The sequence below is a fragment of the Chthoniobacterales bacterium genome (assembly GCA_039930045.1).
GTDB lineage: Bacteria > Verrucomicrobiota > Verrucomicrobiia > Chthoniobacterales > DASVRZ01 > DASVRZ01.
Genome location: JBDSQB010000010.1, coordinates 72,227 through 85,614 on the forward strand (window position 1 = coordinate 72,227; position 13,388 = coordinate 85,614).

1 protein-coding gene is annotated in these 13,388 nt (G+C 61.8%); it reads left to right on the plus strand.

All coding sequences use genetic code 11. The annotated features are described in order from the left end of the window. The first annotated feature begins 162 nt into the window (after window positions 1-162). Complete coding sequence (locus tag ABIT76_08155) at window positions 163-13,386, plus strand: autotransporter outer membrane beta-barrel domain-containing protein (GenBank protein MEO7933116.1); 13,224 nt, start codon at window positions 163-165, stop codon at window positions 13,384-13,386. Window positions 13,387-13,388: the final 2 nt, after the last annotated feature.

The window sequence follows — 13,388 nt, forward strand, 5'->3', positions numbered from 1 at the left end:
AAATTCAGATCATTCCCGCGTTCAGCAACCCCCCAAAGAAATCACGGCTAGAGTTTGCCGTCATTTCGCCCCACCTGCCCTATGAATACTGTACCCCGTTCTTTCACTGTTCCTGGGTTTCACACCCTGCCTGTTTTGTCCCCAGCGTTCGCGCTTTTCTGCATGGGACTTTCTGCATTCGCTGCCAACCCCGATCCGTCGTCCGCATCCACCGTCGGTCAGGCCGTTCATAATCCGGTGACCAATACGGACACGACGGTGCAGGAACTTATCGTCGATCCGGCGGGAACGCCGACGGCGGGCAGCACAGCTTTCGTCCGAACGGCAGACGGGTATGCGTTTTTAGTCAAGAACGTCGGCGAAAAAATCTACAACAGCGACACGCCGCCGCTTGGTTTCACGGTTACGGCAAAAAATGCAGGCACCAAAGTCGCCACGTTGGATCCCGATCCGGTGGGCGGAGCCACGGCGGATTTCACCTATCAGGAGCCGTATGTGGACTTCCAAGCGCAGTTCAATTCCACTCCAGCTCCCTCGGCGCCAGGTTCGTCTGACGTAGTCTCCGGGGCCAGTGGCGTTCGCAATGTGCAGACGGGGGCCGGTGGTTCCAATGGGCGCGCGGGCGCATTGGTCGTCCCGCCCACTTCGGGAGGAAACGGGGCCACGGGTCCGGCTGCCACAGTGAATAATTCCACGACGATTTCCACTACGAATCAAATCGGCATCGAGGCGGGCAGCATCGGCGGAAATGGCGGCAAGGGAGGCAATTCTTATCTCTCCGTGTTTAGCGGGCGCGATGGCGGCAACGGCGGCGCCGGTGGGCCAGTCGATGTGACCAATCAAACCGGAGTCCAAGTGGCGACATCGGGTGACGACGCGATTGGCATCTATGCCTACAGCCGCAGCGGTCAGGCGGGAAATGGCGGCAGTGGCTTTGCGGCTCCCGGGGGCGGCACAGGCGGCCATTCGGCCGATGGCGGCAGTGTGAATGTAAACAATCTGGGTAACATCATTACCACCGGAACCAGCGCCTATGGCATTTATGGCTTGAGTGTGAGTAACAACGGTGGCAACGGCGGCTCTCAATGGGGTCTCGTGGGCGAGAGCGGCAGCGGCGGATTTGGCGGCAGCGGCGGGTCCGTCACCATCACCAATGGCACGACAGGGACGATCAACACCGCTGGTAATTTCGCCCACGGCATTTACGCCCAGAGCATTGGCGGCAGCGGCGGATCGTCGGGCACCTCGGGAAATTTGATTCTTTCCCTGCAAGGCGCGTCGGATAATGGCGGCAACGGCGGAGTCATCTCGGTCACGAATAACGGCATCATTGATACCGGTGGCGACGATGCGCGAGGCATTTTTGCACAATCCATCGGCGGCGGCGGCGGCGCTGGCGGGAGTTCGGGAGGACTCATCGCCCTGGGCGGCTCTGGCTCGAATGGCGGCAGCGCCGGCACGGTCACGGTGACCAACGGTGCCACGGGCAGTATTCATACCAAAGGCACGCGTTCGGATGCCATTTTTGCGCAGTCGGTCGGCGGCAGCGGTGGCAGCGGCTCGGATGCGGGCGGTCTGGTAGCCGTCGGCGGCAGCGGCAGCAAGGCGGGTAATGGTAGCGATGTGACCGTGGAAAACTACGGCACAATCACGACTGAAAAGGACAACGCACGCGGCATTGTGGCTCAGAGCATCGGCGGCGGTGGCGGCGACGGCGGCTCCTCGGGCGGAATGGTTTCCGTGGGTGGCAGCGGCGATGGCGGCGGCACCAGCGGGACGGTCACTGTGAAAAATGGCGGCGGCATTACGACGGCTGGAAATGACGCACGCGGCATCCTCGCGCAATCGGTCGGCGGTGGCGGCGGCAACGGCGGCAGTTCAGGTTCCATCGGCTTGTTCGCAGGCGTGGCCATCGGCGGCAGCGGCGGCAAGGGCGGAGCGGGCGGCAACGTCGCATTAACTTTACAAGGCATCGATGCCAACACGGCCTCAGTCATTCATACCGATGGCGACCGGGCTGGGGGACTACTCGGGCAATCCGTCGGTGGTGGTGGCGGAAATGGCGGCGGCGCGGTCCAGGTTTCCGTGGGATTTGGCGGAGCGGCATCTTTCGCCATCGGCGGCCAAGGCGGCGAAGGCGGCCAAGGCGGCACCGTTTCTCTCAGCAACGGAGGCGGGCAGAGCATTATCGAAACTGGCGGAACCGATTCCACCGCGGCATTTTTGCAAAGCGTCGGCGGCGGTGGTGGCAATGGCGGTTATGCGGTCGCAGTCGCGGTTGCCGGAGGCCCGGTTTCCGGTTCCTTGAGTCTGGCCATCGGTGGCAAAGGCGCAAAGGGCGGCGTTGGCGGCAACATCAATGCCGGAACATTCAATGGCGACGGGACTTTGGCTTCAACCGGGTTCAACGGCAGCATCCTGACGACCGGCGAGCGTTCGGCGGGCTTCATCGCGCAATCGATCGGCGGCGGTGGCGGCAATGGTGGTCTGGCGGTTTCCGGCGCAGGCGGCGGCTCACTTTTCTTTAGCGGGTCCATCGCGGTCGGCCTCGGTGGCGCGGGCGCGGGCGGCGGTCAGGGCGGTGACGTTCTGCTCGGAATCAACGGCAACATCGAAACTCAGAAAGCCTCCAGCACCGCACTTCTCGCGCAATCGGTCGGCGGCGGCGGTGGCAACGGCGGCGGATCTGTGGCGGGTTCCATCGCGGCCTCGGCCGGAGGCGCGGCCAGCGTTTCCGTCGGCATCGGCGGCAATGCCGGAACTGGCAGCAAGGGCGGCACCGTCCGTCTCGGCACCCAGTCGGGTTCCATTAAAACCAGCGGCCAAAGTTCCGCCGGTATCGTTGCGCAATCGGTCGGCGGCGGCGGCGGCAACGGCGGCTTCAATGTCTCGGCCGGAGGTTCCGGCGCAGGCGGACTGGCTGCTGCCATCAATGTCGGATTAGGCGGCAAAGGCGGCGGCGGCGGCGACGGCGGTTTGGTGACAGCCGACTTGCATTCCAATGTGACGACCACGGGTGAAAACTCCGGAGCCATCGTTGTGCAATCGGTTGGCGGCGGCGGCGGCAATGGCGGCTTCAACGTCTCGGCCGGAGCGGCCGGAGCTGCGGGCGGCGCAGGCGCAGTCTCCGTGGGCTTGGGTGGAAGCGGTGGGACCGGCGGAATCGGCGGCACCGTCATTGCGAAATCCACCGGCATTATTTCAACAACCAACGACCGGTCTTCCGGCATCGTTGTGCAATCCATCGGCGGTGGTGGCGGCAATGGCGGCTTCAATGTTTCTGCCGGAGCGGCCGGCGCGGGAGTTGCCAGCGGCGGAGTTTCAGTCGGATTGGGCGGAAAAGCCGGAGCCGGCAATAACGCGGGTGATGTCACCGCCACGACTTCGGGAAAAGTCACGACCCTGGGCACTGACTCCGCAGGCATCGTCGCGCAATCCATTGGCGGCGGCGGTGGCAACGGCGGCTTCAATGTTTCCGGTGTCGGCAGCGGCGCGGGCGTGGGCAGCGCAGCCATTTCCGTCGGGCTCGGCGGCAACGGTGGCGCGGGTGGCGACGGAAAAAATGTCACGCTCACCGTCACCAACGACGTCACTACATCCGGGGTCCGTTCCGGTGCGGTCGCAGCGCAGAGCATCGGCGGTGGCGGCGGCAATGGTGGATTTAACATTTCCGGTGCCGGCTCAGGTGCGGGCGTGGGCAGCGGCTCGATCAGCGTTGGCTTGGGCGGAAGTGGCGCGGGCGCTGGTGACGGCGGCCTCGTCAACGCAACGGCAACCGGCGATTACATCACCGGGGCGGACTTTTCGTATGGCATCCTCGCCCAATCTGTGGGCGGTGGTGGTGGCAACGGTGGATTCAATATCTCGGGCGGTTTATCCGGCGGTGGAGTCGGCAGCGGCGGCATTGCCATAGGCTTGGGCGGTTCCGGCGGCATGGCTGGAAATGGCGGAAGATCGGACACAGATCGGGCCGTGACGCTCTTTTCCAACGGATCTGTATTTACCAACGGAATTTCCTCCGCTGGCATCATCGCGCAATCCATCGGTGGCGGTGGCGGCAACGGCGGTTACAACATCTCCGCCACTCTTTCCGGGGCCGGCGGCGGCAGCGGTGCCGTTTCCGTCGGACTCGGCGGCAGCGGTGGCAGCGGCGGCAGTGGCAAAGGCGTTTTTGCCCAGATGACATCCGATGTCACCACGATGAAAAATGATTCGGGCGGCATTCTGGTCCAGTCAGTTGGCGGCGGCGGCGGCAATGGCGGCTTCAATATCTCCGGCAGTCTTTCCGGCGCTGGCACCGGCAGCGGCGGCATTTCTGTCGGACTCGGCGGCAATGGCGGCTCGGGCGGACGCGCGGGTGACATCGACTCCTCATCCACTGGAGAAATCATCACTATGGGTGATCGCTCCGCCGGATTCGTCAGCCAGTCGATTGGTGGCGGTGGCGGCAGTGGCGGCTTCAATATTTCCGGCAGCCTTTCCGGCGCTGGCACAGGCAGCGGTTCCATCAGTGTGGGGCTGGGAGGCGACGGCGGTGTTGGCAACGTCGCGGGCAACGTGACGGCTCTTTCCACCGGCAAAGTCTGGACATTCGGCCTCGACTCGACCGGCATTCTCGCCCAATCCGTGGGCGGCGGTGGCGGTAACGGCGGTTACAATATTTCCGCAGGAGCTTCCGCGGCAGGCACGGGCAGTGGCTCGGTCAACGTCGGGTTGGGTGGCAAGGGTGGTGCCGCAGCCAATGCGGGAACGGTCAACCTCACTGTGCAGAACACCGTTTACACCGATAAAAATCGGTCTTACGCGGTCATCGGCCAGTCCATCGGCGGTGGCGGCGGCAATGGCGGTTTCAATATTTCAGCCTCGGCCACGGGTGCCGGCGCAGGCAGTGGCGCGGTTAGCGTCGGGTTAGGCGGCAATGGTGCGGGCGGCGGCAATGGCGGCGCGGTCACCGTAACGACTTCCGACTTTATTCAGACCAAAGGAAACCAATCGGGAGGCATCCTCGCCCAATCGGTCGGTGGTGGTGGCGGCAACGGCGGATACAACGTGTCCGCAGCCGGATCGGGTGCCGGCACCGGCAGCGCGGCAGTTTCAGTCGGCTTGGGCGGCTCCGGCGCAGGTGGCGGAGATGGATCGACCGTGGATCTGACGGTAACCAACTCAGTCCTCACGGGTGGCAATACTTCCCCAGGCATCGTCGCCCAGTCGGTCGGCGGTGGCGGTGGAAATGGTGGATTTGACGTTAGTGCTTCCGGTTCTGGAGCTGGCACCGGCAGCGGTGCGGTTAGCGTGAGCCTCGGCGGCAGCGCCGGATCGGGCGGGAACGCCGAACGGGTGACTTCCAACGTAACCGGAGACATCACGACTTCCGGCGACAACTCGGGCGGTTTGCTCGCGCAATCGGTCGGTGGTGGTGGCGGCAATGGTGGTTTTAGTGTGAGCGCGGCCATTTCCGGAGCTGGCACAGCCAGTGGCGCGGTCGCCGTTGGCCTAGGTGGCAGCGGCGGTTCGGGCGGACACTCGGGGAACGTGACATCCACATTGACAGGCGATGTTTCCACCGGTGGCAAAGACGCTTCGGGCATCATTGCACAATCTCTGGGCGGCGGCGGCGGTAATGGCGGCATCGCCGTGTCCGGCTCGATCTCCGCAGCGCAAACCGCGAGCGGAGCTGTTTCTGTCAGCATCGGTGGAACGGGCGGCGGCGGCGGCTACGCAGGGACGGTTAACAACACCGTCACCGGAAACGTCACAGCCAAAAAAGAAAACTCTGGCGGTATCCTGGCTCAATCATTGGGCGGCGGCGGTGGCAACGGCGGCATTTCTGTTAGTGGTTCTCTGTCTCTGGCCAACACCGCCAGTGGCGCAGTTTCCGTGGGAGTCGGTGGTGCGGGTGGCGGCGGTGGAGCGGCTGGCGAAGTCACCAACAACGTGACCGGGACAACCATGACCGAGGGCGACAATGGCTTCGGCATCGCCGCCCAGTCGATCGGTGGTGGAGGTGGAAATGGCGGACTCAATGTCAGCGGAGCTCTTTCCCTCGCGAAAACCGCTTCCGGCGCAATTGCTGTGGGCATCGGCGGAGCGGGCGGTGACGGGGGCGACGCAGCGAATGTGAGCAACACCGTGTCTGGTTACGTGCAGACGCTAGGTGATAATGCAACTGGCATCCTCGCGCAGTCCGCCGGCGGCGGTGGCGGCAACGGCGGCCTCAATATTAGCGGCACAATCACCGCAGCCCAGACTGGCAGCGGCGGCGTCGCGGTCGGCGTGGGCGGCTTCGGAGGATCTGGCGGTATTGGCAAAAACGTCATTAACAATGTCACTGGAGGCACGGTAACAACCGGATCGCATTCCGATGGCATCGTCGCCCAAAGCTTGGGCGGCGGCGGCGGCAACGGTGCCATCAACGTCACCTCGGCAGTCAATCTTTCCAAGGAAAACGGCGGCGCGCTCGGCATTGGAATCGGCGGTTTCGGCGGCGACGGCGGCAACTCCGGCGATGTTACCAGCACGATTGCTACGACAGTCGCTCACAACATAATCGCAACCCTAGGCGACAACTCCTCCGCCATCATTGCCCAGTCTTTGGCTGGAGGTGGCGGCAACGGCGGCGTCAACGTCACTGGCGTAGTTAACCTAACAGGCAAGAACGGAGCGGCCATCGGAGTCGGAGTCGGCGGTTTCGGCGGCGGCGCTGGAAATGCTGGCAACGTCGTTCTCGGTGTCACCGGTCCGGTTTCGACCCAGGGAAATGATTCTCACGGCCTTCTCGCGCAATCCATTGGCGGCGGTGGCGGCAATGGCGGAACCAATGTCACGGGCGCTTTGGCCATGACCAGTTCCAGCGGCGGCTCGTCCAAGGCGGTGGCGGCTTCCATTGGTATCGGCGGCTTTGGCGGCGATGGCGGCACGGCCGGCAATGTCGATGTGACTTACACCGGAACGATCGTGGCCCAGCCGCGTGTGCTGGTTCCTGACTTTACCGATCCCATTACGAGCGTCTTCACTCCAGCTCATCTCGAGTTGAAGGAAGGAACCGGCTCACATGGCATCGCGGCGCAGTCGATTGGCGGCGGTGGCGGCAACGGCGCCATCAATGTCAGCGCAGGAATTTCCTATGCCCGGGGCGATGGCGACGGTTATGGAATCGTCGTCGGAGTCGGTGGCTTTGGCGGAAAAGGCGGCAACGCGGGCAACGTTGGCGTGATCGTGAACGGAAATGAAAGCATCTCCTCCTACGGCGCGGCGCATTCCGGCATTCTCGCCCAGAGCGTGGGCGGCGGTGGCGGCAATGGCGGCACCAACGTCAGCGGTGGAATCGTATCTGACTCGCCTCTAATCGTTGGAGTCGGCGGGTTTGGAGCCGACGCAGGAACGGCTGGAAACGTCAACGTCGCTGCGGCGACCAACGTTTTCGCCTCAGCGGGAGATTCGAAGAATTTCAGTTCCGCTGGAATTCTGGCGCAAAGCCTTGGCGGTGGCGGCGGCAACGGCGGACTGAATGTCAGCGGAGGCGTCTCGCTTAACAAAGCGGCCGATGTTCCGTCCATCACCGTCGGCGTCGGCGGCTTTGGCGGTGCGGGATCGACCAGCGGTAACGTCGTCGTTAATCAAACGGGGAACGCCATCACTTCCGGAAACTGGATCCACGGCGTCATGGCCCAATCGATTGCGGGCGGTGGCGGCAACGGTGGACTGAACGTGAGCGGAGAAATCAATTTCGCGGATTCGGAAAACTCAGGGGGCAAAAAAGACCTCACCATTGTCGCCGGTATCGGCGGAAATGGCGGCCAAGGTGCCAATGCCGGAAATGTCTCGGTCACACAAAACGGCATCGTCTCCACCAAGGGCGACAACGCACGGGGAGTTGCGGCGCAATCCATCGGTGGTGGTGGCGGCACGGGCGGGATGAACGTCACAGGCATCCTCGCCAAGAAAAGTTCGCCCGTCAGCGTGGGCGTGGGCGGATCGGGTTCGGGCGGCGGCAATGCGGGCTCGGCCTCGGTTTTCCGCGGCTTGGCAGGAAGTCCAACTGGAATCGTGAGTACGGATGGAAAAGGCGCTTACGGCATTGAGGCCACGAGCATCGGCGGCGGCGGCGGAGATGCCGGAATGAATGTGATCGCAGCGGTCAGCAAAGCGGGTGACGACGATACGGCGGCTGGTTTTGAGGCGCAGATTGCCATCGGCGGCGCTGGCGGCGAGGCCGGCAACGGCGGTGCTGCGCGCGTGGAAAACTACAGCGTGATCACGACCGCTCAGGACAACAGTCACGGCATTATTTCGCAGTCGATCGGCGGTGGCGGTGGCAATGCCAACGTCAATTTCGCCACGACTTACGAGGATAAAAACGACAAGAACATGGGCTTCAACCTCGCCATCGGAGGTGCGCCTGGCGACGGCGGCAGTGGTTCGACTTCCGATGTTATCCAAGTCGGCGATATTGAAACCCAGGGTTCCAATTCTTATGGCATCCTCTCGCAATCCATCGGTGGTGGTGGCGGCAACGCCACTCTGAACTCGATTTCCTCGAAAAACGACGGTGGCAAACTTACCATTTCCCTCGGGCGCATGGGCGGCATGGGCGGCACGGGCGCGGACGTTTCGCTCTCCTCCGATGGAAATGTCATCACCCACGGCGACACCTCTTTTGGAATGCTCGCCCAATCCGTCGGCAACGGTGGCGGCAACAGTTCGACGACTTCCATTACAGCGGACGCTCCGAAGAAAGACGATGACAAACCCGCCGAATCCTTCGCTCTCTCCGTGGGGCTCGAAGGCGGCACCGGCGGCAGCGCGGGAGCAGTGATTCTCACAGCCAAAGGCACCGTGACCACCGACGGCCAGGGCGCTCACGCCATCTTCGCCCAAAGCGTCGGCGGCGGCGGCGGCAACGGCGGTTCGGCGGATACTTTCGGGAAGACCAAGGCTCCGACAGCCGCTCTCTCACTGGGAGGCAAAGGCGGCAGCGGCGGCGTGAGTGGAAATGTTTCGGTGACCAATTCCGCGATCGTTCACACCAAAGGCGAAAGCGCCCTCGGCATCATCGCACAGTCCATCGGCGGCGGCGGCGGCACTGGCGGCATGGCCCGCACCGGTGGCGAAGAAGCCCTCTCCGATGGCGCAACCGTGAGCGTTGGAGGCAACGGTGGAACTGGCATGAAAAGCGGAAACGTCGATGTCGCGAACAGCGGCATCATTGTTACGGACGGGCTGAGTTCCCACGGTGTCCTCGCACAATCGATCGCCGGTGGTGGCGGTAATGCCGGCATGACGGTGAACTCTATTTTGAAGGACAACAAAGATACCGCCAAGCGACTCGCGGTGTCCGTGGGAGGCAGTGGCGGCGACGGTGCCGTCTCTGGAACCGTCAATGTGGTGAACACCGGCGGCATCGGGACGAATTCGGCAAACGCAGTCGGCATCTTTGCGCAATCCATCGGCGGCGGCGGAGGAAATTCCGACAGCGTCATGACAGGCATCGCCAACGGCATGGGCGGTGGCAACACCTACTCTATGGGCATTGGCGGCAGCGGTGGCACCGGCGGTGCGGCTAGGGCAGTGACCGTTTCCAATATCGGAGGAATCGACCCTAACTCCGGTCGCATCGAAACCATGGGAGATCGTTCCTACGGCGTCCTCGCCATGAGCGTTGGTGGCGGCGGCGGCACAGGCAGCGTCACAGAAACGACTCAGAACGTCACCAATCCCACAGAGACCTCCAACTCAAAAAGCTACAGCTTGAGTCTGGGTGGATTCGGCGGCGACGGCGGCACTGGCGGCGCGGTGGTGGTCAACAATTCCGGCACCATTACCACGCACGGCATTCAAGCCCACGGCATTTTGGCCGAATCCATCGGCGGCGGTGGCGGCAACGGCGGTATGAGCGTGGCCGGCGAGAAAGCCATTGGCACGAAATCGTCCGACACCTCGCCCACCGCAGAGAAAGCCGTCGCCTTGTCGATTGGCGGCAGCGGCGGCACGGGCAACAAAGGAGGCGACGTGACGGTGAACAACACCGGCGGCATCGAGGTCTTCGGCGAAAAAGCTTATGGCATCTACGCCCAAAGCGTCGGTGGTGGCGGCGGCGATGGTGGCATGTCCATTGTCACTTCCCGCGACCTTCGAAAAAATCCGCAGGCTGACATGAAAGGCTCCTCTTCCCAGCTTTCGCTCGGCGGTGCGGGCGGCGACGGCGCGGACAGCGGCAACGTCTTGATCCAGCACGATGGGAACATCATTTCCCACGGCGACAACTCTTATGGCATCTTCGCCCAATCCGTTAGCGGCGGCGGCGGCAACGTGGGCCTGACGGAAAAAAATCCCGCCTGGATGGCTGGTGATTTTGACATCTCCACTCTCATTGGCGGCCAGTCGGGTTCCAATGGAATCGCAGGCACGGTCACCATCAACACCAAGGGAAGCATCACCATGCTGGGCAAAAACAGTTTTGCGCAGCTCGGCCAGTCCATCAATGGCGGCGGCGGCAACGTCGATCTCTTCCTCGACTTCAGCGAGCACGCGGTGGCGCTCGGCGACAACGGCGTGGCCGTTCCTCCAGGTCCGGGCACTGCTGAGGACTCGAAAGTGCTCTTGCAGTCGAAGGTCAAATTGGGCAGCGAATCTCAGCTTAACAACGCTGGCAGCGCCATCCTTTCCACTCATGTTGGCGATCTGGTCACCCAGGGAAAATCCTCGGTGGGCTCCCTGATCCAGTCCATTGGCGGTGGCGGCGGCAATCATACTTCCGACCTGAAGGTCGATACGAATGCCATCGTCAATCTGGCTCTCAGCCTCGGTGGCAAAGACTCCACCAACAATAGCGGTGGTGCGGTCAGTCTGGATCGCGCAGGAAACATCCTCACCACCGGCTCCCGCTCACCGGGGTCCGTGGTTCAATCCATCGGCGGTGGCGGCGGCAATTTGGCCGCCAGTGTCACGCGAGTTCCCGCGCCAGCTCTTCCGAAGATTACCAAATCCCGGAGCCTGACCCCTCGGATTTTGCCTCCAGTTCCACCCGGAATAACCACTGCCAACGGCACGCTCGGAGCCGACAACGGAACTTTGAGCAACGGTGGCGACATGAATGTGAGCAATGCAGGCGACGTCCAAACCATGGGCAAGAATTCCTATGCGTTGCTGGTGCAAAGCGTCGGCGGCGGTGGCGGAAAACTGGACCTGACCGGATTTGACGCGGCCAAAATCGCTCTCGGCGGAACCAACGGATCTTCTGGAAACGGTGGTGCGATAGTCTTGAACAACACGGGAGACATCATGACCAGCGGCCCACGAGCCAACGGCATCATCGCCCAGTCCATCGGCGGCGGCGGCGGCGCTGTGTTTACAGACACAACGGCGAATCGAATCAAACTCCAATTGCGCAGCGACAACACCGGAAACGGCGGCGACGTTTTGTTGAATCAACTGGGCAATGTCCAGGTGGACGGAACAGATTCCGTCGGCATCTTTCTCCAATCCATCGGCGGTGGCGGCGGATCCGTGGACCGCATTTTCTCCGACACAGCCGGTGGCGCGGGAAATTCCGGTGCAGTTACATTGCTCTTGAAAGGTGACGTCGCAGCTGGCGGCTTCCACGGGACTGGCATCTTTGCCCAGTCTCGTTCCATGGGAGGACAAGGCAATATTCTCATCTCATCGGCTTGGGATCATTTCATCTACGCCGGTGCCAAGGGAGTCGCGGTGCAAATCTCTGGAGGCAGTCACAATGAGTTCATCAACCGTGGATTGGTCAGCGAATTCGATGGCGTGAAAGGCTGGTCAGTGATCGGCGGATACCGCCGCGAAATGGTGGACAACTATGGAACGATGATCGGCCAGGTCGATCTCGGAAAGAGCATCAACGGCTTCACCAACCACTCCAACGCGACCTTGATTCCCGGTCCGCTCTTCCTGCTGGGCGCTCCGACAAACCTGCTGTTGAACGAAGGCGTCATGATCACCGGCGGGGTGAACAATGCCCAGCACACGGACGTGACGGGGAGCTTCGTGCAGACCGATCGCGGCGTGACTTTTGGAGAACTGGACTTCGCCCGGAGCGAGCTCGACCAATACTATCTCACTGGCACGGCCAAACTCGCGGGCGAGATGAATATTTCGCTGTTGAATCCGCAGTTGGTGCCTGCCGGTCATTTCCAGAAAGTGCTGTATCACGCCGTGCGCGGAGTCACGGATGACGGCATGTTCCTGACCACGGCCCCGTCGGTGGTGATCAACTACGACATTCTTTATCCGGACAAAGAAACAGCGGTCCTCGATTTCAACGTGGATTTCTCACTTGGCGGAGCTTTGGGCCGCAACCTGCGTTCAGTGGGCGACTACATCAATCGCATTCAGAACGCCGGAAGCTCGAAAGCGTTGGCCGATACCATCGTCAAGCTGCTCTACGACCCCACCATCCAGGCGTATAAAGAATCGCTTTCGCAACTTGCTCCCGACATTTACGGCGAGCATCAGGCGGATTTGATTCGTGGTTCGGAACGCTTTAACCAACTGACGTTGGAGGGTGGAAATTACCGGTTCGATGCTCATGGACGCCTCCTCTGGTTCAACTTGGAAAACCAAGACACCCTGCATCGTTCCTACGTCGATTACAAAGCCGTCCGCCAGACAGCGGAGCGCGCGGCAGTCGGCATCGAGCAGGAGTTTAATGATCACTGGACTGCCGGTCTGGCGTTTTCTGTCGAGAAAAATGAGGCCAGCGGCTACAACGGCCTTTGGACATCCGATGGAACCACCGAGCATTTGGGCGCGGTGCTGAAAAAGCAAATCGGGGCGACGGAATTTGCAGGCGTCGTTTCTTACAGTTGGAATCAAACAGACACCGAACGCCAGGGCAGGGTGACGACGCACTTTACGACGGACGTGACCCGGGACATCGAGGCGTTCAACGCAATGCTTCGCGCTTCGCATGTCTTCGATCTGCGCAGCTTCTATCTCAAGCCGATAATCGACGTCGGGTATACCTACCTGATGACCAATGCAGCGACGGAAAAAAATGGTGGAGCCACCAGCCTGACGTTGCGGAATTATGACGAAAGCCATTACTGGACCCGGCCCGCGCTGGAGTTCGGCAATGTCTTCACCTTTGCAGATCGATCCACTCTGCGAGTCTATGGCGTCATCGACTACCAATATTATTTCCAAGGACGCGACACCTTTGTCCGCGCTGGCTTTGCTGGCGCTCCTTCGGGAGTTTCGCCGATCAACGATCCGATTGAACTCGATTCGTTCTTCGACGCCACCATCGGACTGGAATACATCACGCGGAAAAACATCGGCTTTGGAGTCGGATACAGCAAAACCTTTGGCGACCATTACGACCGCGACTTGATCAATGTGAAGTTCAGTGTGCCATTCTAAGA